This window comes from Streptomyces polyrhachis, from assembly GCF_042663125.1.
Classification (GTDB): Bacteria; Actinomycetota; Actinomycetes; order Streptomycetales; family Streptomycetaceae; genus Streptomyces; species Streptomyces polyrhachii.
Genome location: NZ_JBHSZO010000027.1, coordinates 37,327 through 60,259, shown reverse-complemented (window position 1 = coordinate 60,259; position 22,933 = coordinate 37,327). Strand labels below are relative to the sequence as shown.

The 22,933-nt window shown below is 71.7% G+C and carries 17 protein-coding genes; 6 read left to right on the top strand and 11 right to left on the bottom strand.

The genetic code is table 11. The annotated features are described in order from the left end of the window. Nucleotides 1-157: 157 nt before the first annotated feature. The 7 genes from ACFQLX_RS17760 to ACFQLX_RS17730 all read right to left on the bottom strand — a co-directional run bounded on the left by ACFQLX_RS17760 (nt 158) and on the right by ACFQLX_RS17730 (nt 10,683). A complete protein-coding gene (locus ACFQLX_RS17760; RefSeq protein ID WP_386416317.1) occupies nt 158-1,249 on the bottom strand; it encodes an ABC transporter ATP-binding protein in 1,092 nt (363 codons plus the stop codon). Continuing rightward, entirely contained in the window at nt 1,242-2,276 is a 1,035-nt protein-coding gene (locus ACFQLX_RS17755; RefSeq protein ID WP_386416315.1) for an ABC transporter ATP-binding protein, read from the bottom strand. The genes ACFQLX_RS17760 and ACFQLX_RS17755 overlap by 8 nt, the downstream gene beginning before the upstream one ends. 14 nt (nt 2,277-2,290) lie before the next feature. Next, nucleotides 2,291-3,199 carry an ABC transporter permease gene (locus ACFQLX_RS17750; RefSeq protein WP_386416312.1) on the bottom strand — a complete coding sequence of 303 codons (909 nt, stop codon included), beginning with the start codon at nt 3,197-3,199 and terminating at the stop codon, nt 2,291-2,293. Beyond that, complete coding sequence (locus tag ACFQLX_RS17745) at nt 3,192-4,115, bottom strand: ABC transporter permease (protein WP_386416310.1); 924 nt, start codon at nt 4,113-4,115, stop codon at nt 3,192-3,194. The genes ACFQLX_RS17750 and ACFQLX_RS17745 overlap by 8 nt, the downstream gene beginning before the upstream one ends. A 98-nt stretch (nt 4,116-4,213) precedes the next feature. Continuing rightward, a complete protein-coding gene (locus ACFQLX_RS17740) occupies nt 4,214-5,854 on the bottom strand; it encodes a peptide ABC transporter substrate-binding protein (protein WP_386416308.1) in 1,641 nt (546 codons plus the stop codon). A 380-nt stretch (nt 5,855-6,234) separates the two neighbouring features. Further along, nucleotides 6,235-8,148 carry a translational GTPase TypA gene (gene typA, locus ACFQLX_RS17735; RefSeq protein ID WP_386416305.1) on the bottom strand — a complete coding sequence of 638 codons (1,914 nt, stop codon included), beginning with the start codon at nt 8,146-8,148 and terminating at the stop codon, nt 6,235-6,237. A gap of 195 nt (nt 8,149-8,343) precedes the next feature. Next, the gene (locus ACFQLX_RS17730) at nt 8,344-10,683 is read right to left on the bottom strand and encodes an ABC transporter family substrate-binding protein (protein WP_386416303.1); all 2,340 of its coding nucleotides are present in this window, start codon (nt 10,681-10,683) and stop codon (nt 8,344-8,346) included. Between the two features lie 348 nt (nt 10,684-11,031). Between ACFQLX_RS17730 and ACFQLX_RS17725 the strand changes: the two genes are divergently transcribed. The 6 genes from ACFQLX_RS17725 (at nt 11,032) to ACFQLX_RS17700 (ending at nt 18,094) form a co-directional block, all read left to right on the top strand. Continuing rightward, on the top strand, nt 11,032-11,331 hold the full coding sequence (locus ACFQLX_RS17725; RefSeq protein ID WP_386416301.1) for a hypothetical protein: 300 nt from the start codon (nt 11,032-11,034) through the stop codon (nt 11,329-11,331). 81 nt (nt 11,332-11,412) lie between these two features. Beyond that, complete coding sequence (locus ACFQLX_RS17720) at nt 11,413-12,258, top strand: hypothetical protein (RefSeq protein ID WP_386416298.1); 846 nt, start codon at nt 11,413-11,415, stop codon at nt 12,256-12,258. Between the two features lie 18 nt (nt 12,259-12,276). Then, a complete protein-coding gene (locus ACFQLX_RS17715) occupies nt 12,277-14,214 on the top strand; it encodes a fumarate reductase/succinate dehydrogenase flavoprotein subunit (RefSeq protein ID WP_386416297.1) in 1,938 nt (645 codons plus the stop codon). After that, nucleotides 14,211-15,056: a succinate dehydrogenase/fumarate reductase iron-sulfur subunit gene (locus ACFQLX_RS17710; RefSeq protein WP_386416295.1), complete on the top strand. Its 846-nt coding sequence runs from the start codon at nt 14,211-14,213 to the stop codon at nt 15,054-15,056. Before ACFQLX_RS17715 ends, ACFQLX_RS17710 begins: the two co-directional genes overlap by 4 nt. A 139-nt stretch (nt 15,057-15,195) precedes the next feature. Then, complete coding sequence (locus ACFQLX_RS17705; RefSeq protein ID WP_386416292.1) at nt 15,196-17,307, top strand: TPM domain-containing protein; 2,112 nt, start codon at nt 15,196-15,198, stop codon at nt 17,305-17,307. A gap of 73 nt (nt 17,308-17,380) precedes the next feature. After that, nucleotides 17,381-18,094, top strand: a complete 714-nt coding sequence (locus tag ACFQLX_RS17700) for a PspA/IM30 family protein (RefSeq protein ID WP_386416289.1) — start codon at nt 17,381-17,383, stop codon at nt 18,092-18,094. A 49-nt stretch (nt 18,095-18,143) separates the two neighbouring features. Here ACFQLX_RS17700 and ACFQLX_RS17695 read toward each other — a convergent pair whose 3' ends face one another. The 4 genes from ACFQLX_RS17695 to ACFQLX_RS17680 form a co-directional block, all read right to left on the bottom strand. Continuing rightward, complete coding sequence (locus tag ACFQLX_RS17695; protein ID WP_386416286.1) at nt 18,144-20,612, bottom strand: SpoIIE family protein phosphatase; 2,469 nt, start codon at nt 20,610-20,612, stop codon at nt 18,144-18,146. Nucleotides 20,613-20,860: 248 nt separating this feature from the next. Beyond that, nucleotides 20,861-21,277 (bottom strand): ATP-binding protein, encoded by a 417-nt coding sequence (locus tag ACFQLX_RS17690; protein ID WP_386416383.1) that lies wholly within the window; start codon nt 21,275-21,277, stop codon nt 20,861-20,863. A 227-nt stretch (nt 21,278-21,504) separates the two neighbouring features. After that, entirely contained in the window at nt 21,505-21,690 is a 186-nt protein-coding gene (locus ACFQLX_RS17685) for an SPOR domain-containing protein (protein ID WP_386416283.1), read from the bottom strand. 252 nt (nt 21,691-21,942) lie between these two features. Then, the gene (locus tag ACFQLX_RS17680) at nt 21,943-22,695 is read right to left on the bottom strand and encodes a GntR family transcriptional regulator (RefSeq protein WP_386416280.1); all 753 of its coding nucleotides are present in this window, start codon (nt 22,693-22,695) and stop codon (nt 21,943-21,945) included. Between the last annotated feature and the right edge of the window lie 238 nt (nt 22,696-22,933).

Genomic DNA, 22,933 nt, shown 5'->3' with positions numbered 1-22,933 from the left:
CCCATCTGAACCGATCCGTGATCACGCCGCATCCGCACGGCCGCCAGGTGCGCCCAGGAGGGGTGCGCAAACCGCCCGGATGCCCGAACGGCGCAATGCCGAAGACCCCGGCCCCCCTGTGGGAAGGGGGGCCGGGGTCTTCGGGTGCGGAGGGTGCTCAGGCAGCCGCGTGGACGACGTCCCTCTCCTCGGCGAAGTGGCACGCCGAGAGGTGGTCGGCGCCCTCGCCCGTACCGGCGAAGGGAGCCGGCACCGCCAGCAGCGGCGCCTCCTGCGCGCAGCGCTCGACCGCCTTCCAGCAGCGGGTGCGGAAGGAGCAGCCCGAGGGCGGGTTGGCCGGCGAGGGCACGTCGCCCTGGAGCAGGATCCGCTCGCGCTTCCCGCGCGAGGAGGGGTCCGGCACCGGCACCGCGGAGAGCAGCGCCTGGGTGTACGGGTGGGTGGGGTGGTCGTAGATCTCCGTGTCGGTGCCGATCTCCGCCATCTTGCCGAGGTACATGACCCCGACCCGGTCGGAGATGTGCCGCACGATCGACAGGTCGTGCGCGATGAAGACGTACGACAGGCCGAACTCGTCCTGCAGCTTCTCCATCAGGTTGACGACCTGCGCCTGCACCGAGACGTCCAGCGCCGAGACGGGCTCGTCGCAGATGATGATCTCCGGGTTGAGCGCCAGTCCGCGCGCGATGCCGATGCGCTGGCGCTGGCCGCCGGAGAACTGGTGCGGGTAGCGGTTGAGGTACTCGGGGTTGAGCCCGACCACGTCCAGCAGCTCGCGCACCCTGGCACCGCGCGAGCCCTTGGGCGCGACCTCCGGGTGGATGTCGAAGGTCTCGCCGATGATGTCGCCGACCGTCATGCGCGGGTTGAGCGAGGTGTACGGGTCCTGGAACACCATCTGGATGTTGCGCCGCACCGCCTTCAGTGCCCGCCCCGACAGCTTGGCGATGTCCTCGCCCTTGTAGAGGATCTGGCCCGCGGTGGGCGTCTCCAGGCGCATCAGCAGCTTGGCGACGGTGGACTTGCCGCAGCCGGACTCCCCGACGATGCCCAGGGTCTCGCCCCGGTGCAGGTCGAAGGAGACGCCGTCCACGGCCCGTACCGCGCCGATCTGCTTCTTGAAGAGGATCCCCTGGGTGAGGGGGAAGTGCTTCACCAGGTCGCGGACCTGGAGGATGGGCTCGCCCCGGGAGGCGCTGCCCTCCTGCTCCGCGGCCCGGGTGACGGCCTTCTTGACGATGTCAACCACGGAGTACCTCCTCGGCGAAGTGGCAGGCGCTGTTGCGGCCCTCGGCCACGGCGGTGAGCGCGGGCACCTGCTCGCGGCAGATGTCGCGCGCGGCCTCGCAGCGCGGGTTGAAGGCGCAACCGGCCGGGATGTTCAGCAGGTTGGGCGGCAGGCCCTTGATCGCGTACAGCTCCTGGCCCTTCTGGTCCAGGCGCGGGATCGAGTCGAGCAGACCCCGGGTGTACGGGTGGGCGGGCTTGGCGTAGATCTCGTGGACCGGCGCCTGCTCCACGATGCGCCCGGCGTACATCACCGCGATCTTGTCGGCGACGTCCGCGACCACACCGAGGTCGTGGGTGATGAGGATGAGCCCCATCTGCGACTCGCGCTGCAGCTCCGCGAGCAGGTCCATGACCTGGGCCTGGACGGTGACGTCCAGCGCGGTGGTCGGCTCGTCCGCGATGATCAGGTCGGGCTCCAGGGCGAGCGCCATCGCGATCATGATGCGCTGGCGCATACCGCCGGAGAACTGGTGCGGGTAGTCCCCCACCCGCTCCTTCGCCGCCGGGATCTTCACCCGGTCCATCAGCTCGACGGCCCTGGCCTTGGCGTCCTTCTTGGACAGCCCCTGGTGGACGCGGTACATCTCGCCCAGCTGGTAGCCGACGCTGAGCACGGGGTTGAGCGAGGACAGCGCGTCCTGGAAGATCATCGCGATCTTCGAGCCGCGCAGCCGCCGCCGCTCCTCGCCGGACATGGCGAGCATGTCCTGGCCCCGGTAGCGGATCTCGCCCTGCGGGATGCGCCCCGGCGGCATGTCGAGGATGCCCATGATCGCCTGCGCGGTCACGGACTTGCCCGAGCCGGACTCGCCCAGCACGGCGAGGGTTTCGCCGGCGTCGACGGAGTAGTTGACGCCGTTGACGGCCTTGACCAGGCCCTCGCGGGTCTTGAACTCCACGTGCAGATCGCGGACTTCGAGCAGCGGGACCGTACCGGACGTGCCGGCGGCGTCCGCGCTGTCGGTGGTGGCGGTGGTGTCAGTCATGTTCAGCTCCTCCCTCAACGCTGCTTCGGGTCGAGGGCGTTGCGTACCGCTTCGCCGAGCATGATGAACGCCAGGACGGTCACGCTCAGCGCGCCCGCCGGCCACATCAGCATGTGCGGCGCGTTGCGGTACTGAAGGGCGGCGTTGGAGATGTCCTGGCCCCAGGAGACCGTGGGGGGCTTGAGGCCCACGCCGAGGATGGACAGCGTCGCCTCAAGCGAGATGTACGTGCCGAGCGCGATGGTCGACACGACGATCACCGGGGCGACGGCGTTGGGGACCACGTGCCGCAGCATGATCCGGACGTTGCCGGCGCCGAGCGCCTTCGCGGCCTGGATGTAGTCCTGCGCCTTGACGGTGATCACCGCGCCGCGGGCGACGCGGGCGATCGGCGGCCAGCCGAAGGCGACCATGAACCCGACCACCGGCCAGACGGAGTCGGCCTTGATCACGGAGAGGATCACGAGGCCGCCGAGCACGATCGGGATACCGAAGAAGATGTCGGTGAGCCGCGAGAGGACGGTGTCCCACCAGCCTCCGAAGTAGCCGGCGAGCATGCCCAGCAGTCCGCCGAGCAGGAAGACGCCGAGGGTGGTGAAGAAGCCGACCATGATCGACGCGCGGGCGCCGTAGACGGTGTGCGCGTAGACGTCGCAGCCCTGGGTGTCGAAGCCCATGGGGTGGCCAGGACCGGACCCCTGGCGGGAGCGGGCGAGGTCGCAGTCGTAAGGGCTGAGCGAGGTGAACAGGCCCGGCCACGCGGAGATGACGAGCAGCAGCAGGATCAGCAGCCCGGATATCAGGAAGACCGGGTTGCGCACCAGGCTGGCGCGGGCGTCGCCCCAGAGGCTGCGGGCCTTCTCGGTCTGCCGCGGTGCCTTCTCGGCCTGCTGGGTGTCCTTCTTCTCAAGCAGGTCAGGCATAGCGGATCCTCGGGTCGAGCACGGCGTAGAGCAGGTCCACGAGCAGGTTGGCGAGGAGGAAGACGATCACCAGGATGGTGACGAAGCCGACCACGGTCTGGACGTTCTGGCGCAGGATGCCGTTGTAGAGCTGGAAGCCGACACCGTGGATGTTGAAGATCTTCTCGGTGATGATCGCGCCGGCCATGAGCTGGCCGATGTCGGCGCCGATGAAGGTCACCACGGGTATCAGCGAGTTGCGCATCAGGTGCACGCCGACGATGCGGCGGCGGGGCAGGCCCTTGGCGACGGCCGTGCGCAGGAAGTCGGTGCGCATGTTCTCGGCTACCGAGGTGCGCGTCAGGCGGGTCACGTAGGCGAGGGAGACACCCGCGACGACGAGGCCGGGGATGATCAGCTCGTTGAGGCGGACCTCGCTGGAGACGGAGACGTCGATGACGCCCCACTTCACGCCGAGCAGGTACTGCAGCACGTATCCGCTGACGAAGGTCGGGATGGCGATCAGCAGCAGGGTGAAGACAAGGGAGGCGTTGTCGACGAACTTCCCCGGGCGCAGGCCGCTCATCAGGCCGAGCGCGAGACCGATGGCGGCCTCGAAGGCTATCGCCACCAGGGTGAGCTTGAGCGTCACCGGGAAGGCGCCGGCCATGAGCTCGGAGACCGGCTGGCCGTTGAAGGCGGTGCCGAAGTCCCCGCGGAAGATGTCCAGCAGGTAGTTGCCGTACTGGACGAAGACGTTCTGGTCGAGTCCGAGCTGGTGGCGTATCTGCGCCGCCGTCGCCGGGTCGGGCTTGCGGTCGCCGAACATGGCCGCGACGGGGTCGCCGAGCACGTGCACCATGGCGAATATCAGAAAGGTGGTGCCTATGAAGACCGGCACCATCTGGAGCAGGCGTCGTATGACGTAGCGCCCCATGGGTCCTCCTCAGGAGAGCGCCGCACGCATGGGCGTGGCCGGGTCCGGGGGCACAGGGCCCCCGGACCCGGCGTCGACCGCCTGCGGCGGATGGCGCGTTACTTGACGGTGATCTCGGTGAAGACCGGCTCGCTGAACGAGTTCAGCGCGACGTTGTCGACCTTGTCCGAGTAGCCGGCGGTGCCGTTCTGGTACCACAGCGGGATGACGGGCATGTCCGTGAGGACCTGCTTCTCGGCGTCCTTGAAGTCGGCGACGGCCTTGTCGGTGTCCGACTCGCCGTAGGCCTTCTTGACGTCGGCGTCGACCTTCTCGCTGCTGTACTTGGCGTCGTTGCTGGAGCCGTTGGTGGTGTACAGCGGGGCGATGAAGTTCTCGATGTTCGGGTAGTCCATCTGCCAGCCGGTGCGGAACAGGCCGTTCATCTTCTCGTCGACGACCTGGTTGCGGTAGTCACCGAAGGTGCCGACCATGTTCGCGGTGCAGACGTTGGAGCCGAGCGTCTTGTTGATGCTGTTGCAGGCCGCGTCGATCCAGTCCTTGTGCGAACCGGTGTCGGCGTTGGAGCTGATGGTCAGCTTGCCGCCGGGGATGCCGCCACCCTCCTCGATCAGCTTCTTGGCCTCGGAGGGGTTGTAGGTGCAGGCGTCGCCGCAGAGGTCCTTCTGGTAGCCGCCGGCCTCGCCCAGCACGGGGGAGGTCAGGTCGGTGGCCGGGGTGCGGGAGTCCTGGAAGATCTGCTTGGTGATGCTCTTACGGTCGATCGCCATCGACAGGCCCTTGCGGACCTTGTCCATGCCCTCGGCCTTCCACTCCTCCTTGTACATCGGGAAGGAGAGGGTCTGGATGATGCCGGCCGGCTGGTTGATGAAGCGGCCGCCGAGGTCGGACTCCGCGTTGCCCAGCTGGGCGGCGGGGATGTCGTCGACCAGGTCGAGGTTGCCGGCCTGGAGGTCGTTGTACGCGGTGTTGTTGTCCGTGTAGACCTTCAGCTCGACGCCGTCGTTCTGCGCCTTGTTCTCGCCGGAGTAGTCCTTGTTCACGGACAGCTTCATGCCCGTGCCCTTGGTGTACGAGTCGACCTTGTACGGGCCGTTGCCGAAGGGCTTCTTCAGGTAGGCGGCGTGGTCCTTGAAGAACGCCTCGGGCAGCGGGGAGTACGCCTTGTAGCCCAGGCGCTCCGGCCACAGGGAGTTCTTCGCCGTGAGCTTGACCGTGAAGGTCGTGTCGTCGACGACCTTCAGACCGGACATGGTCTTGGCGGTCGGCTTGGCGTTCTCGTCGGCCGGGTGGACCGCGTCGTAGCCCTCGATGTCCGAGAAGAAGTACGCGTTGGCCTGCGCGTTGGTGAGCAGCGCGCCGTAGTTCCACGCGTCCACGAAGGACTTGGCGGTCACCTTGGTGCCGTCGGAGAACTTCCCGCCGTCCTTGATCTTGACGGTGAAGGTCTGCTGGTCCTTGGACTCGATCGACTCGGCGACCGCGTCCTTGGCCTCGCCCGTCTTGGCGTCGTACTTCTTCAGCCCCTCGAAGATCATCTCGAGGACCTTGCCGCCCTGCACCTCGTTGGTGTTGGCCGGCTCGAGCGGGTTCTGCGGATCTGCCCAGGACGCACGGACGATCTTGCTGCCGCCATCACTGGAACTGCTGCTGGAGTCGTCGCTGCTGCTGCAGGCGGTCGCTGCCATCGCCACGACGACGGCAGCACCGAGCCACTGGGCGCTCTTGGCACCACGCATGAGGGTTTCCTCCTCAGGAAGCCACTGTTTCTACGAGACGGGGCGGTTCCGTTTCGGCGCTGACACCCCTGACAGCAGCCGTCCGGCCGGCCCCCTGAGCTCGCGGGCATACAAATCACCCGTTGACCCGAGCTGAAGTGGCTACATCCTTGTCTACGTACGTCCCGGAAGTCACGAGCGAACACTGACGCGCACGTCACATTGCCCCGAATCGCCCAGTGAATGAGGCCCAAAACAGGACAATCGGCCGGACAAATGCGAGATGGATCACGCCCAGCCGTCCGGATAGCGGACACCGAATTCACTCTCCGGGCAACGAAAAAGGGTCGGTCCGGGTGAACCCGGACCGACCCGAAGCGGACTTACCGCCCGCCGATGCCTCAGCCGTTCTTGGCGCGCGAGGCGGCGCGCGAGCGCTCACGCTGGTCGAGGTTGACCTTCCGGATACGCACGGCCTCCGGGGTCACCTCCACGCACTCGTCGTCGCGGCAGAACTCCAGGGACTGCTCCAGCGACAGCTTGCGCGGGGGCACGATCGCCTCGAAGGAGTCGGCCGAGGACGACCGCATGTTGGTGAGCTTCTTCTCCTTGGTGATGTTGACGTCCATGTCGTCGGCGCGGGAGTTCTCGCCGACGATCATGCCCTCGTAGACCTCGGTACCGGGGTCGGTGAACAGGACGCCGCGCTCCTGGAGGTTGGTCATGGCGAAGGCCGTGACGGCACCGGAGCGGTCGGCCACCAGGGAGCCGTTGTTGCGGGTCTGCAGCGGCCCGAACCAGGGCTCGTGGCCCTCGTGGATGGAGTGCGCGATACCCGTACCACGGGTGTTCGTCAGGAACTCGGTGCGGAAGCCGATGAGGCCGCGCGAGGGCACCACGAACTCCATGCGCACCCAGCCGGAGCCGTGGTTGGACATGTTGTCCATCCGGCCCTTGCGGGTGCCCATGAGCTGCGTGACGGCGCCCATGTGCTCCTCGGGCACGTCGATGGTCATGCGCTCGACGGGCTCGTAGGTCTTGCCGTCGACCTCCTTGGTGACGACCTGCGGCTTGCCCACCGTCAGCTCGTAGCCCTCGCGGCGCATCTGCTCGACCAGGATGGCCAGCGCCAGCTCACCGCGGCCCTGCACCTCCCAGGCGTCGGGGCGCTCGGTGTCGAGCACCCGCAGCGAGACGTTGCCGACCAGCTCGCGGTCGAGGCGGTCCTTGACCTGGCGGGCGGTGACCTTGCGGTCCTTGACGGCGGCCTTGGCCTCCGCGCCCTTGCCCGTGCCGCCGCGGCCGACCAGCGGCGAGGTGTTCGTACCGATGGTCATGGAGATCGCCGGCTCGTCGACCGTGATCAGCGGCAGCGCGATCGGGTTCTCCGGGTCGGCCAGGGTCTCGCCGATCATGATCTCGGGGATGCCGGCCACCGCGCAGATGTCACCGGGGCCGGCCTTCTCCGCCGGCTTGCGCGTCAGCGCCTCGGTCATCATCAGCTCGGTGATGCGGACGTTCTGCATCGTGCCGTCGCGCTTGATCCACGTGACGGTCTGGCCCTTGCGCAGCTCGCCCTGCTCCACGCGCAGCAGCGCGATACGGCCGAGGAAGTTGTCGGCGTCGAGGTTCGTCACGTGGGCCTGCAGCGGCGCGTCCTCGTCGTACGAGGGGGCGGGCACCGTCTCCAGGATGGTCGTGAAGAACGGCGCCAGGCTGTCGGAGTCCTGCGGAACGGTGCCGTCGGCCGGCTTGGTCAGCGAGGCGACACCGTCACGCGCGCACGCGTAGACGATGGGGAACTCGATCTGCTCCTCGTCGGCGTCGAGGTCGAGGAAGAGGTCGTACGTCTCGTTGACGACCTCGTCGATCCGCGAGTCGGGCCGGTCGGTCTTGTTGATGCACAGGATGACGGGCATCCGCGCCTGCAGCGCCTTGCGCAGCACGAAGCGGGTCTGCGGCAGCGGCCCCTCGGAGGCGTCGACCAGCAGCACCACCGCGTCCACCATCGACAGACCGCGCTCGACCTCACCGCCGAAGTCGGCGTGGCCGGGGGTGTCGATGATGTTGATCGTGACGACGTCGCCGCCGTCCTTGGGGTGGTACTTGACTGCGGTGTTCTTCGCGAGAATGGTGATGCCCTTCTCGCGCTCCAGATCGTTGGAGTCCATCACCCGGTCGTCGACCGACTCCAGCTGGTGGGCCGCGAAGGCGCCCGCCTGCTTGAGCATCGCGTCGACCAGGGTCGTCTTGCCGTGGTCGACGTGGGCGACGATGGCGACATTGCGGATATCGTGGCGCTGAGTGACAGCCATGCGTGCGGCGCTTCTCCCGGATCGTAAAAGGCGGCGGACGCGCCACAACCGACCGGCGACGCCTCACCCTCGCCGGGCAGGACAAGCCACGGCCACACCCATTCTACGAACCCCGCCGCCCTCCGCCGCCCGACGGGGGCGGTAGGGGCACACCGGGAATGTCACACCTGCGCCGCGGCGGCCCCCCGCGCGGCCTCAGCGCCGGTAGCCGATGTCCTGGTAGCGGGGCGTGGCGAACCCGAACGCCCCCGCGTTGTGCAGGCCCTTGCGCACCGCCACCAGCTCCGGCCGCTGGTACAGCGGCACCGACCCCGCCGCGGCCCAGATCCGTGCGTCGGCCTTGGCCAGCAGCTCATGCTCCCGCTGGGAGTCCAGTTCCGCCCCGGCGGCCGCGAACAGCCGGTCGATCTCGTCCGTGCCGACGCGCGTGTAGTTCCGCTCCACCACGAGCGACCCGTCCGCCGCGGGCACCGGCTTGGCGTAGATCGGCCGGGCGTCCGTGGCCGGGTAGGCCGTCCCCGGCCAGGAGTACAGCGCCAGGTCGTAGTCACCGGAGGCGACGTAGTCGCGCAGGTAGCTCTCGCCGTCGGCCTCCACCACCGTGGTCCGCACCCCCACCGCGTCCAGCATCCGTACGATCCGCGCGGCGACGTCCCGCTGCGGCGCGCCCTCGGCGCCACCGGGTACGACGAACCGCAGCGTCAGCGGCTTGCCGTCCTTCACGAACGGCCGCCGCACCGGATGCGCGGCGGCGTGGGCCAGCGGCGAGCTGTCCCGTACCAGCTTCGCGACCTTCGCCCGCGCCCGCTTCCTGGCCTCGGTGTACTCCTCGCTGTCCGTCCCGTTCTCGGCGGCGACCGCCGCGAGGCGGGCCTGCGCGGCCAGCGCCCCGTACTGCACGCCGAGCGCGGGCCGCACGGAGATCGGCAGCGCGGACGGCGGCGCCTCGGCCCGCCGCCCCGGCTTCGCGTCGTCCCCGCCCGGGCCGCCCTCCGGCCCGCCCGTGAAGCCGGCCTCGGCGATCAGCGCCTGCGCGGCCTGCACGTCCTGCCGCCCGAGGGCCGCGCTGCGGTCGGCGTAGCCGTCCTGGGCGGACATCAGCAGATGGCTGCCCAGCGGCGCGCCGGGCAGCCCCAGCGGATCGAGCACGCCGCGTGCGATCGAGGCGCGGTCGACGGCCCGCGCGACGGCCCGGCGCACCTGCTCGTCGGCGAGCGGACCCGAGCTGCCGTTGAGCGCGAGCTGGGTGTAGGCCGGCTCCAGCGCGCGGTGGAGGGTGTACGCGGTAGCGGGGTCGAGCTTCTTGGCGGACGTCCTGCCGGAGTTCTTGGCGGAGTCGGAACCGGAGTCGGAGTCAGAGTCAGAGCCGGAATCGGAGTCCTCCGAGGACTCCTCCGCGGCCCGCCGCATCTGCTCGACGCTGACCTGCACCTCGTCCACCCGCTGGTTGGGCGCCCCGGCCCGCCCCTGCCCGTACCCGGCCTGCCCGTGCACCGCACCACCCGGCGCCTTGCCGTCGCCGTCCCCGTCGCCGGCGTCCGCGCCCCCGGGGTTCTTCCCCTCGGCGTTCTTCCCCTCGGCGTTCTTCCGCCCCGCGTTCTTGGCGTCCGCCCGCCGCGCCTCGATCGCGAAGTCCCGCCCGACCTCGGCGATCTCCACCGTCCCGGCCCGCAGCGCGGCCTCGCGCTCGGCCTGCGGCACAGCGGTGAAGACGAGCCGGTCCAGCAGCGCCGGCTTCCCCCACCAGGCGTCGTTGCGTACGAGCGTCACCGACCCGGCGCCGCCCTTGCCCGCCCCGCCCTTCCCGGACGCCTTGGCGTCCGCGAGCCGCTGCTTGACCGCGAAGGGCCCCGCGGACACCTCCAGCCGGGTCCGCGACCGGGTGTTGAACGCCTCCGGGCTGCTCATCGTGCGCTGCGGGTAGAGCGGGGTGAAGAGGGACTCCCAGTCCGCGTACCGCTGGGAGAAGACGACCCGGACCTCGCCCGGCTTCCCGCCCGGCGAGACGGACTCGATGCGCTCGTAGCCGGCGTTGCGGGCCGTCCAGTACGCGGCGTCCTTGCCGTTGAGGGCGTGCCACTGGGCCTGGAAGTCCTCCACCGAGACCGGCTCGCCGTCGCTCCAGCGGGCGCGGGGGTTGAGCCGGTAGACCACGGTCTGCTTGGGGGAGCGCTCGACGACCTCGGCGGAGAGCAGGTAGTCGGGGTTGGCCTGGGGCCGGCCACGCTCGTCGAGGGTGAAGAGGGAGGGGAGTACGGCACCCGCGATGCGCTCGGCGGCCTCGTCGGCGTCCGCCTGGAAGACGTTGAAGGTCTGCGGGGGCGCGTCGACCGCCCAGCGCACGGTCCCGCCGGAGCGCAGGTGCAGCCGCTCCGCCGGGGAGACGTCCCCCGCGGCCCGGAGCGGGGCACCGGCTCCGTCGCTGCAACCGGTCACGGGCAGGAGCAGCCCGGCGGCGAGCAGGGCGGCGGAGTAGCGCGCGGCCCGGTGGGGGCGCGTGCTGCGGGCGGTCCGGGGCGACTGGGGACGGGACATGACCATTACCTCCGCGATGCCCTCTTTTGGGCTCTTTTGACGCTCATCACATCGGTCGACGCCCGACCACTGAAGGTGAGTGGCACGCCCTTGCGCGCGCGACACGGCGCGCCCGCCGCGCGATTCAACCCGTCCGGGCCAGTCGTGCGGCTATACGCAGGTGGGGTTTACGTACCACCGCCGCGCGGCCCGGCGGCGGCGGCCCCGACGGCGTACGGACAGAGCGGCCCCCGGGGCCCGGTGCACCCGTACGCCCGGGCGGATCCGTGCAGATCCCTTCCCAAGCGCGAGTGTGACGCGCGACACTCTCCAAGGTCAGCGCCGCACCGTCGCGGAGAGGTGAGGGCCATGTCCCCACGCAAGTCCCTGCACGCAGAACTGACCGCGGCCCAGCGCTGCCTGGACGAGCTGGCCCGCGCCATCGGCCGCCTGGAGCAGGCGGTGGGCCGCGAGACGCTGGAGATGCGCCGCGTGCGCACCGACTGCGGGCATCTGCGCGAGAGCCTCGCGCTGCTGCACGCCGGCACGCCCGCCGCGCGGCCGGAGTCGCGCGACGTGATCCGGATACCGGACCAGCCCTACGACCGCTCGCTGTGGACGGACGTCGACGACGAGGGCCTCGGCGCCCGCGACCGGCACGCCCCCTGAGCAGCCCGCCCCGATCCGCCCCTGAACAGCCCCGGAGCCACCAGCGCACCCACCACCGCCATCCACCCGCCGGAGACCGCCTTGGCAACCCAGGCCACCGAACGCCCCGCCCCCGACGAGCCGCCCGAGCCCCCGGCCGGCGGCGTGCGCGCGCCGGGCCGCGCCGCGATAGCCGCCCGCACCCTGCGCACCGACCGCTGGTGGCTGCAGCCCGCCGCCACCTTCGCCGGCCTCCTCGCCTTCGTCGTCTACTCGACCTGGCGCGCCTTCGCCGACACGGACTACTACGCGGCGCCCTACGTCTCGCCGTTCTACTCGCCCTGCCTGGCGGAGAACTGCCGGGACATGAAGGGCGGCCCCAACTTCGACCTGCTGGGCAGCTGGTGGGGCCTGTCCCCCGCGCTGCTGATCCTGGTCTTCCCGCTGGGCTTCCGGCTGACCTGCTACTACTACCGCAAGGCCTACTACCGCGCCTTCTGGTCCTCCCCGCCGGCCTGCGCGGTGGCCGAGCCGCACGCGACGTACACCGGTGAGACGCGCTTCCCGCTCGTCCTGCAGAACATGCACCGCTACTTCTTCTACGCGGCGATCCCGGTCGCGGCGATCCTGACGTACGACACGGTGCTGGCCTTCCGCGACACCCACTACGAGTGGGGCCACATGGGACTTGGCACCCTGGTCTTCCTCGTCAACATCGTGCTGATCTGGGCGTACACCCTCTCCTGCCACTCCTGCCGGCATCTCGTCGGCGGGCGGCTGCGGCACTTCTCCAAGCACCCGGTGCGCTACCGGCTGTGGACGTGGGCCGGGCGGCTCAACGAGCGGCACATGTTCTTGGCCTGGGCCTCGCTGATCAGCGTGGCCTGCGCCGACCTCTACGTCTATCTGCTGGCCACGGGCGCCTTCACGGACCCGGCGATCTTCTGACAGGGAAGCGACTCACACATGACGCACGTCGAACGGCAGCGCTGGGACGTGGTGGTCGTCGGGGCCGGCGGCGCCGGGCTGCGGGCGGCCATCGAGGCCCGCGAGCAGGGGCTGCGCACCGCGATCATCTGCAAGTCCCTCTTCGGCAAGGCCCACACGGTGATGGCCGAGGGCGGGATCGCCGCCTCCATGGGCAACGTCAACGAGGGCGACAACTGGCAGGTCCACTTCCGCGACACGATGCGCGGCGGGAAGTTCCTCAACCACTGGCGGATGGCGGAGCTGCACGCCCGTGAAGCCCCCGAGCGGGTCTGGGAGTTGGAGACCTGGGGCGCGCTCTTCGACCGTACGGCCGACGGGCGGATCTCCCAGCGCAACTTCGGCGGCCACGAGTACCCGCGCCTGGCGCACGTCGGCGACCGCACCGGACTGGAGCTGATCCGCACCCTCCAGCAGAAGGTGGTGGCGCTCCAGCAGGAGGACTTCAGGGAGAGCGGCGACTACGAGGCGCGGATCAAGGTCTTCCAGGAGGTGACGGTCACCCGCATCCTGAAGGACGGCTCTTGTGTCTCGGGGGTCTTCTGCTACGACCGCGAGTCGGGCCGCTTCTCCGTCATCGAGGCGCCCGCGGTGGTGCTGGCGACCGGCGGGATCGGCAAGTCCTTCAAGGTGACCTCCAACTCCTGGGAGTACACCGGCGACGGGCACGCGCTGGCGCTGCTGGCGGGCGGCTCGCTGATCAACATGGAGTTCGTGCAGTTCCACCCGACGGGCATGGTCTGGCCGCCCTCGGTGAAGGGGATCCTGGTCACCGAGTCGGTGCGCGGCGACGGCGGGGTGCTGCGCAACAGCGAGGGCCGGCGCTTCATGTTCGACTACATCCCGGAGGTCTTCAGGGAGAAGTACGCCCGGTCCGAGGAGGAGGGCGACCGCTGGTACACCGACCCGGACCACAACCGCCGGCCCCCCGAGCTGCTGCCGCGCGACGAGGTGGCGCGGGCCATCAACTCCGAGGTCAAGGCCGGGCGCGGCTCCCCGCACGGCGGGGTCTTCCTGGACGTCTCCACCCGGCTGCCGGCGGAGGAGATCCGGCGCCGACTGCCGTCGATGCACCACCAGTTCAAGGAGCTGGCGGATGTCGACATCACCGCCGAGCCGATGGAGGTCGGCCCCACCTGCCACTACGTGATGGGCGGCGTGGACGTCGACCCGGACACGGCCGCGGCGGTCGGGGTGCCGGGGCTCTTCGCGGCCGGCGAGGTCGCGGGCGGCATGCACGGCTCCAACCGGCTGGGCGGCAACTCCCTCTCCGACCTGCTGGTCTTCGGCCGCCGCGCGGGACTGCACGCGGCTGAGTACGCGGCGGGGCTGGCGGGAGAGCGCCCGGTGGTGGACGAGGAGCAGATCGCCGCCGCCTCGGCGGAGGCGCTGCGCCCGTTCAGCGCGGAGAGCACCGGAGAGGAGGGCACCCGGCCGCCCGAGAACCCGTACACGATCCACCAGGAGCTGCAGCAGGCCATGAACGACCTGGTCGGCATCATCAGGAAGGAGGCGGAGATGACGGAGGCGCTGCGCCGCCTGGCCGACTTCCGGGTACGGGCGCGGCGGGCCGGGGTGGAGGGCCACCGGCAGTTCAACCCGGGCTGGCACCTCGCCCTGGACCTGCGCAACATGCTGCTGGTCAGCGAGTGCGTGGCGCGGGCCGCGCGGGAGCGTACGGAATCGCGCGGCGGCCACACGCGCGACGACTACCCGGGGATGGACCGCCGCTGGCGCGGCGCGAACCTGGTCTGCCGGCTCTCCGATCCGACGGGCGGACTGGCCGCCACCGACGCGCAGCGCGGCCAGATCCGGCTGGAGCGGCGCGAGACGCCGCCGATCCGCGCCGATCTGCTCGACCTCTTCGAGAAGGAGGAGCTGGTGAAGTACCTGACGGAAGAGGAGTTGAGCGCATGACCGCCGCGCCGGCCACGGGGCCGACCAGAGAGCCGGCCGGGGACTCCGCCGGGGAGCCGGCCGGGGAGTCCGCCAAGGGCTACACCGCGCGCTTCCGGATCTGGCGCGGGGACACCGGCGGCGGTGGCCTGGCGGACTTCGAGGTCGAGGTCAACGAGGGCGAGGTCGTCCTTGACATCATCCACCGGCTGCAGGCCACCCAGGCACCCGACCTCGCGGTGCGCTGGAACTGCAAGGCGGGCAAGTGCGGTTCGTGCAGCGCGGAGGTCAACGGGCGCCCGCGGCTGATGTGCATGACGCGGATGTCGGTCTTCTCGCCGGACGAGGTCGTCACGGTCACCCCGCTGCGGGCCTTCCCGGTGATCCGCGACCTGGTGACGGACGTGGGCTTCAACTACACCAAGGCGCGCGAGGTCCCCGCCTTCGTACCGCCGCCCGGGCTGGCGCCGGGTGAGTACCGGATGGCGCAGGAGGACGTGAACCGCTCGCAGGAGTTCCGCAAGTGCATCGAGTGCTTCCTCTGCCAGGACACCTGCCACGTGGTGCGCGACCACGAGGAGAACAAGGCGGCCTTCGCCGGCCCGCGCTTCCTGATGCGGGTGGCGGAGCTGGACATGCACCCGCTGGACGCGGCCGGGGAGTCGGGCCTGGACCGCAGCCGCAGCGCGCAGGACGACCACGGCCTGGGCTACTGCAACATCACCAAGTGCTGCACGGAGGTCTGCCCGGAGCACATCAGGATCACGGACAACGCGCTGATCCCGCTGAAGGAGCGCGCGGCTGACCGCACGTACGACCCGCTGGTCTGGCTCGGCTCCAAGATCCGCAGGCGGGGGGAGTAGGGCCTGTCCGAAGCTCTCCGCCGGGCGCCGTTCACTCCGACGGAGCACACCTCATGCGGCGCGTACGGGCGCGTGTCACGCTCCAGACCCGGACACCCCTGATCGAGCGGTCCTGGTACGGAGAGGTGGGCGCGCCCGTATGCACATACGCCGACCGGCCGCGGCGCTCGCCGCCGCGCTCGCGCTGCTGCTGGCCCCCGGCGCCGCTCCGGCAGCGGGCGCCTCCGCGGACACGGTGGCCACCAGGGACACAAGGGACACCAGGGACACCGTGTCCACCGTGGACACGGCCCCGGCCGTCGACCCCGTCAACCTCGACCGCGGCAGCCAGATCACCGACCGGGTCGACGCCCTCGGCGAGCGCCGCCCGCAGGTCGCGAAGGCGCTGTCGAAGCTGGACGAGGAGCACCGCGTCCAGCTCTACGTCGTGTACGTACGCGACTTCGCCGGCCGCGGCGGGCAGGACTGGGCGGACGCCACCGCGCAGAAGAACGGCCTCGGCCAGGACGACGTGCTGCTCGCCGTCGCCACCCACGCCCGCCAGTACGCCGTCTCCGCCGCCACCGACTCCGGACTCACCGCCGCCCAGATCCGCGAGGTGAACGCCGAGGCCGTCGAGCCGGCCCTGCGCCGCAACGACTGGGCCGGGGCGGCGATCGGCGCCGCGGACGGCCTGGGCGCGGTGCTGTCGGGCTCCCCCGTCCCGCGCCCCGTGATCACCCCCGGCCCGGCGGACCCCGGCGGCTCCACGAACTCCGGTGCCGCCGTCCTGATCCCGGTGGTGCTGGTGGGCGCCGTCATCCTCGTGGTGTACCTCCTCTACGTCCGCCGCCGGCGTGCGAACGGCGGCGCGCCCACCCCGGGCGGCGCTCCCGCCCGTACACCCCCCGAGGTCCCGCTGCCGGAGCTGGACGCGCGCGCCCGGCAGGCGCTGGTGGAGACCGACGACGCGGTCCGCACCAGCGAGGAGGAACTCGGCTTCGCCGCCGCCCAGTTCGGCGAGGAGACCGCCGCGCCCTTCCAGGAGGCCGTCGGCTTCGCCAAGCAGGAGCTGACCGGGGCGTTCCGGCTGCGCCAGCAGCTCGACGACGCCCATCCCGAGGACGACGCGGCCAAGCGCCGGATGCTGGAGGAGATCGTCCAGCGCTGCGCCCGGGCCAGTGAGCGCCTGGACGCCGAGTCCGACGCCTTCGACAGCCTGCGCCAGCTGGTCGCCGGCGCCCCCGAGGCGCTGGCGCGCGCCGAGGCCGCCGCCCAGCGCCTGCCGACGGAGATCAACACCGCCGAGTCGGCGCTGTCGACGATGGCGGCGAGCTATCCGCCCAGCGCCGCCGAGGCCGTCTCGGACCATCCGCGCGCGGCCCGCGAGCGCTTCCAGTTCGCCGCCACGCACCTCAGCGAGGCGCGCGGCGCCCTGGACGCGGGCAACCGCGACGCGGCGGCCGTCCACATCCGCGCCGCCGAGGGCGCCATCGACCAGGCCGCCACCCTCGCCGGCTCGGTGCTGCGCCGGCAGGGCGAGCTGCGCGAGGCCGGCGAGCGGCTCGGCGAGGCGCTGCGCGACGCGCACGCCGACCTCGCGGACGCGCGCGGCATGGTCGGCGGGACCCCGGCCGGCGACTCCACCGCCGATCTGCGGGGCCGGATCGGCCGGTTGGAGAGCGTGGTGGCGGAGGTGGAGGGCGAGATGACGGCCGGCCCCTACGACCCGCTGACCGCGCTGCGGCGCATCGAGGAGGCGGACGCGGCGCTGGAGGAGTCGCTGACCGGCGCCCGCGAGCGCGAGGCGGCCGACCACCGGGCGCGGGTGCTGCTCGACCAGGCGCTGCTGGCGGCCCGCAGCGAGGTCGGGGCGGCCCGCGACTTCCTCACCACCCACCGGGGCGCGGTCGCCAGCCAGGCCCGTACCCGCCTGCACGAGGCCGAGCGGCATCTGGAGCAGGCGGTCGCGCTCAGTACGTCCGACGCGCCCGCCGCGCTCCAACACGCCCAGCGCGCCGATCAGTTGGGGCGGGAGGCGCGCAGCCTCGCCGAGCAGGACACCGCCGGCTACGGGCCGGGCCCGGGGCGGATGGGCGGCGGGGGGCTCAACACCGCGATGCTGGGCGGTCTCATCCTCGGCGGGATGCTCGGCGGCTCGGGCGGCGGGGGCGGGGGCGGCGGCTTTGGCGGCGGGGGCGGCGGCTTCGGTCCCGGCTCCTTCGGCGGGGTCGGTACGACCGGCCGGATGGGCGGCGGCGGCCGCTTCTGAACGTACCCCCGTCCCCCCGTCCCCCCGTCCCCTCCTCCCCCACCCCCCCCAACCACCCAGGGAGCACAGGCAGATGTCCGGAAAGCAGACCATCCTCGGCCGCACCGTCCAGCTCGCGCGGGCCAACATCAACGCGCTGATCGACCAGGCCGAGGACCCGCAGAAGATGATCGACCAGCTGATCCGCGACTACACCGCGAACATCTCCGAGGCCGAGCAGGCGGTGGCCACCACCATCGGCAACCTGCGCCTGCTGGAGCAGGACCACGCCGAGGACGTCACCGCCGCCGCCGAGTGGGGCGGCAAGGCGCTGGCCGCCAGCCGCAAGGGCGACGAGCTGCGGACCGCCGGGGACACCGTGAAGGCCGACCAGTTCGACCAGTTGGCCCGGGTGGCGCTGGAGCGCCAGCTCCAGCACGAGCGCGAGGCGAAGGACGCCGAGCCGATGATCGCCTCCCAGACGGAGGTCGTCGCGAAGCTGCGGGCCAACCTCGACGCCATGAAGCAGAAGCTCCACGACCTGAAGGCCAAGCGCGACTCGCTGGTGGCGCGGGCCCGTACCGCACAGGCGCAGAACCGGATGCTGGACGCGGTGAAGTCCATGGACGTCACCGACCCCACCTCCGAGCTCGGCCGCTTCGAGGACAAGATCCGCCGCGAGGAGGCCAGGGCGCTGGGGAAGGCGGAGCTGGCGGCGTCCTCGCTGGACGCGCAGTTCGAGTCGCTGGACGACCTGGCCACCGCCTCGGAGGTCGACGCGAGGCTGGCGGCGCTGAAGGCGGCCTGACCGGGCGGCCGTCTCCGCGGGCAGGGCTGCCGCCGGTGTTCGAAGCCGCTCAGAACACCGACAGCAGCGCCTCCACCGTGGCCTCCGAGGGGGTCGTCCCCTCGCCGGGTAGATCCAGCTCGAACCAGACCGTCTTGCCCTGGGGCGTACGACGCGAGCCCCAGCTGCTGCTGAGCAGGGAGACGAGCTGCAGCCCCCGGCCGCCCTCGTCCGTGTCGCGCGCCCGGCGCCGGCGCGGCTGGCGCAGGGCCGCGTCCCAGACCTCGCAGACCAGGGTGCGCCCGAGCAGCAGCCGCAGCCGGATCTCGCCCTCGCCGTGCCGCAGCGCGTTGGTCACCAGCTCCGAGACCAGCAGCTCGCTGGTGTCGACCAGCGCCTCCAGCCCCCAGGCCAGCAGCTGCGCGCGCGCCAACTCCCGGGCGCGGGCGACCGACTTGGGCTCCGCGTCCAGCCGCCAGTCCCCCACGCTGCCGACGGGCAGCCCGCACACCCTGGCCATGAGCAGCGCCACGTCGTCCTCTCCGTGACGGGTGTGCAGGGTGTCCAGTACGTGGTCGCAGGCGTCCTCCAGCGCGCGCGGCGAGCCGGTGAGCGCCTTGCGGAAGACCTCCAGACCCTCGTCGAGCGGATGGTCGCGGGACTCCACCAGCCCGTCGGTGTACAGGGCGAGCATCGCGCCCTCGGGCAGCTCGACCTCCACCTCCTCGAAGGGCTCGCCGCCCACGCCCAGCGGCATGCCGGTGGGGACCTCCAGCAGCAGCGGGGTCTCGCCGGGCTCGACCAGCATCGGCGGCAGGTGGCCGGCGTTGGCGATCACGCAGCGGCGGGTCACCGAGTCGTAGACGGCGTAGACGCAGGTCGCCAGGTAGACCTCGGAGACGTCGCCCAGGCCGCTGGCGATCTCGTCCAGCGCGGTCAGCACGTCGGCGGGCTCCAGGTCCAGGAGCGCGAGGGTGCGCACCGCCGTACGTAGCTCGCCCATCGCCACCGCCGCGCGCAGGCCGCGGCCCATCACGTCGCCGACGACCAGCGCGGTGCGGTGGCCGGGCAGCTCGATCACGTCGAACCAGTCGCCGCCGACCTCGGTGGCGGTGTTGCCCGGCAGGTAGCGGCAGGCGATGTCCAGCCCGGCGGCCTGCGGCTCGCCCGGGGGGAGCAGGCTGCGCTGGAGTATCAGCGCGCGGGCGTGCTCGCGGCGGTAGAGGCGGGCGTTGTCGATGCACACGGCCGCGCGCGCGGCGATCTGCACGGCCAGCGCGATGTCGCGCTCGCCGAAGCCCTCGCTGCCCTTGGTGCGGGAGAACTGCACCAGCCCGACCACCGTGTCCCCGGCGACCAGCGGCACGGCGAGCGTCGCGCGCACCGGGCCCGCCGCCCCGCCCGCCTCCTCCTCACCGACGTCCCCGGCGGGGACGAACTGCACCTGCGCGGTGCGCAGCGCGGCGGCGTACGGGGAGTGGAAGGGGAGGCGGTGGGTGGCGCCGACGGCGGTCACGGGGGCGTCGGAGACGGCGGAGGCGAAGGCGACGCGGCGCAGCTCGGCGCTGCCGTCGGCCAGTCCCGGGCGGCCCTCGTCGCCGTCGAGCAGGCTCTGGTAGAGGTCGACGCAGGCCAGGTCGCAGAACTGCGGGACGGTGACGTCGAGCAGCTCGCGGGCGGTGGTCTCCAGGTCGAGGGTGTTGCCGATCCGGGCGCCGGCCTCGTTGAGCAGGGCGAGGTTGCGGCGGGCGTTGGCGGCCTCGGTCTCGGCGCGGCGCCGGCCGGTGACGTCGTTCGCTATGGCGGCCACGCCCATCGGGCGGCCGGCGGCGCTGTGGACGCGGTAGAGGGAGACCGCCCAGCGCTGGCGCTGCGGCTCCGCCGGGGAGGGGCCCAGGATCTGCATGTCGGTGACGGGCTCGCCCGTCTCCAGCACCTGCCGGCAGGCGGCGGTGAAGCGCTCGGCCTCGGCGCGGGGGAGGTAGTCGGCGGCGCCGCGGCCGATGTGCGCGTCGGCGGGGCGGCCGAAGGCGGTGGCGAACCGCTCGTTGACGCGGATCAGCCTGAGGTCCGTACCGAAGAGGAGGAAGCCCATCGGGGACTGGCCGAAGATCGCCTGGGAGGCGGCGAGGTCGGTCTCGATCCGGCGCAGTGCGTAGACGTCGACGGCGACGCAGAGCGCGCCGCGCCGGCCGTCGGCGGTGCGGGTCGGCATCACGTACAGCTCGGTGATGCCCTCCGGCTCGTCCCCTCTGCCGTACGGGACCAGGCCGATCCACTCGCGGCCGTCCAGCACGCGCTCGGGGGTCAGCGCGGCGGCGGGGCCGCAGGAGCGGGCGGCGTCGTGGCGGAGCCCGGGCGGGATGAGCGTGGTGACGGGGTCGGCGCCCAGCGCCCGTTCGGCGGGGACGCCGAAGAGCTCGGCGGCCCGGTCGCTCCACTGCTCGATCCGGCCGTCGGGGCCCAGGCAGAAGGAGGCCACTTGGATGTGGTCGTAGATCGAGCCCGGCGGGCTGCTCTGCCACAGCGGTTCCGTCACGCAACCCCCCTCACTTCTCCTGCTCCGGGTTTCGCGTAGGCCCGAGTATGCGACAGCAAGCGCCGTCCGGAACATGGTCCTCAGATCGCGGTTGGGTCTCGGTGGTCGGCGGGACCGTCGCGATCAGTGTTCTCCCTTCTTCTAACCAGCGCGGGGGTGCTCGAACCTCCCCTTTGCCGGCGCGTCTCAGGGAGGTGTCCGGCGCGTCTCCGGCACCTCCGGAAGGGGTTTGCCCGCCCAGGGGGCCGTCAGCCCAGGAGGGCGAGTTCGAACCAGACCGTCTTGCCGCCGTGCCCCGGGAGCGAACCCCAGCTCCGGGCCGCGCAGGCGACCATCTGCAGGCCGCGGCCGCCCTCGTCCTGGGGGCCGGCGAACCGCAGGCAGGGCGGGTCGGGCAGCGGGTCGGAGACCTCCACGCGCAGGGCCGCGGCGGCGGTGGGGGCGGGGGGTCCGGTGGCGGGGACGCGGCTGAGGCGCAGGCCGATGGGACCGGCCGCGTAGCGCAGGGAGTTGGTGACCAGCTCGCTGACCAGCAGCACGGTGACGTCGCTGACCGGGTCGAGGTGCCAGCTGCGCAGGGTCTCGCGGACCACCGCGCGGGCGGTGCGCACCGCGCCGGGGTCGGCGGGGAAGGTCCACTCGGCGGGGCCGTCCGGGGGCGCCAGGACAAGACGTGGGGCAGCGGCGGCAGCAGGGGCCGCCGGGGGGAACTCCGCCGCATCAGCGGTGTGTGTCACGCCGACCACATCCCAGGTCAGAATCGGGGGATCGACTCCGAAATACCCGATATGGGAGGTTTGTCACAAAATCAATGTAACCATTGCGCCACAAACCCGGCACGTGGAGTAAGGAACGGCCCGCTGGCGACGAGGGGCGCCCCGCGCGCGGGGCGTCAATTCCCGTTGTGCGCACCCCCGATGCGCTCCACGAGATAGAGCTGCCTGCGGCCCGCGCCCTCGAAGCGCTCGGCGACGCGCTCGGCCTCGGCCCGCGTGGCATAGCTGCCCACGCGGTAGCGATTGCCGTTGCCGTCCTGGCGGATGACCGCCCAGGGACGCGCGGCCCCGCTGTCGCTCATCGCCACTCCCCCGGCCGCATCACCGAGCCATCGGATCCCCTGCTGCGCATATGCCAGAGCTTACGCATGACCTTCACGGGGTGGATACGACTTCATACAAAGCGGTGTCTTAATCGCCGCAATGTTCGAATGGTGGGGGATGGCGGCATACCGGAGGCGGCCGGGAGGAAACGGCGTCGGGGGCCGGCCGACCCCGCCCCGGACGCCCCCGCCGCCCCTCGACGCCCCCCGCCGCCCCTTGAACTGGCCCCGCTACTTCACCGGGAGGTGGTAGGTGAGGCGGTGGCGGTCGGCCAGCGTCACGATGTCCGCCGTCTCCACCGGGCGGCCCGAGGCGTGGAACGTACGGGAGACGACCAGCACCAGCTGCCCCGGGAAGCCGCCCAGCGCCGCCGTCTCCTCCGCCAGCCCCGGCCGGGCGGACACCTCCTCGACGACGTTGTCCACGACCACGTCGATCGCGGCCATCCGCTCCACGACGCCGAGCCCGGCCAGCGGCCCCTCCTCCGGCAGCATCACCGGCGTGCGGCCGGTCAGGGCCAGCGGCTCGTAGGAGAGGGAGCGCATGACCGGCCCGCCGCCCGCGTGCAGCACGTACTCGGTGCGCATCACGCGCCCGCCGCGCTCGATCCGCAGCCGGCCCGCGATGGCGCGGTCCGCCGGGACCTGCTCGCTGCTCGACTCCCAACTGCCGCAGACGCGCTCGTCGGACTGCTCCTGGCGGAACGGCGAGGAGTCGCCGATGATCCGGTAGCCCGCGCGGAAGATCGGCCGCGGGACCGGGTGTTCGCGCACGTACGTCCCCGAGCCCGACCTGCCCTCGACCAGCCCCTCGGCCATCAGCACCTTGCGCGCCTCCAGCGCCACGGTGTCGGAGACCCCGTAGTCCTCCCGGATGCGCGCCTGGGACGGCAGCCGGGAGTGCGGGGGCAGCTCCCCCTCGACGATCTTCTTGCGCAGGTCCCCCGCCACCCGCAGATACGCGGGCTGCTCACCGAACGGCACATGTGCTCCCAAAGCTTGACAGTCTGCGACAGCTTGGCAACCGGGGGTCGCGGGCCGCAAGCTCAGGCCAGAGCCTGACCGTCCGCAATGGCGGGTGGCTCGTGAGTTATCCACAGGCGGCGTGCAGCGCCCGCCGGATCCGGCGGGCGCTGTGCCACGATGGCGGACATGACGGACACGGAGAGTGGCAACGAGACGGGTTCCGGCGGGGTTTCGGCGCAGGCGTCCTCGGCGCGGG

What these genes read in the sequence shown, in the direction of transcription:
- ACFQLX_RS17755 (WP_386416315.1), bottom strand. Translation starts at nt 2,276, where the DNA reads ATGACTGACACCACCGCCACCACCGACAGCGCGGACGCCGCCGGCACG.
- ACFQLX_RS17750 (WP_386416312.1), bottom strand. Translation starts at nt 3,199, where the DNA reads ATGCCTGACCTGCTTGAGAAGAAGGACACCCAGCAGGCCGAGAAGGCA.
- ACFQLX_RS17745 (WP_386416310.1), bottom strand. Translation starts at nt 4,115, where the DNA reads ATGGGGCGCTACGTCATACGACGCCTGCTCCAGATGGTGCCGGTCTTC.
- ACFQLX_RS17740 (WP_386416308.1), bottom strand. Translation starts at nt 5,854, where the DNA reads ATGCGTGGTGCCAAGAGCGCCCAGTGGCTCGGTGCTGCCGTCGTCGTG.
- typA (WP_386416305.1), bottom strand. Translation starts at nt 8,148, where the DNA reads ATGGCTGTCACTCAGCGCCACGATATCCGCAATGTCGCCATCGTCGCC.
- ACFQLX_RS17730 (WP_386416303.1), bottom strand. Translation starts at nt 10,683, where the DNA reads ATGTCCCGTCCCCAGTCGCCCCGGACCGCCCGCAGCACGCGCCCCCAC.
- ACFQLX_RS17725 (WP_386416301.1), top strand. Translation starts at nt 11,032, where the DNA reads ATGTCCCCACGCAAGTCCCTGCACGCAGAACTGACCGCGGCCCAGCGC.
- ACFQLX_RS17715 (WP_386416297.1), top strand. Translation starts at nt 12,277, where the DNA reads ATGACGCACGTCGAACGGCAGCGCTGGGACGTGGTGGTCGTCGGGGCC.
- ACFQLX_RS17710 (WP_386416295.1), top strand. Translation starts at nt 14,211, where the DNA reads ATGACCGCCGCGCCGGCCACGGGGCCGACCAGAGAGCCGGCCGGGGAC.
- ACFQLX_RS17705 (WP_386416292.1), top strand. Translation starts at nt 15,196, where the DNA reads ATGCACATACGCCGACCGGCCGCGGCGCTCGCCGCCGCGCTCGCGCTG.
- ACFQLX_RS17700 (WP_386416289.1), top strand. Translation starts at nt 17,381, where the DNA reads ATGTCCGGAAAGCAGACCATCCTCGGCCGCACCGTCCAGCTCGCGCGG.
- ACFQLX_RS17685 (WP_386416283.1), bottom strand. Translation starts at nt 21,690, where the DNA reads ATGAGCGACAGCGGGGCCGCGCGTCCCTGGGCGGTCATCCGCCAGGAC.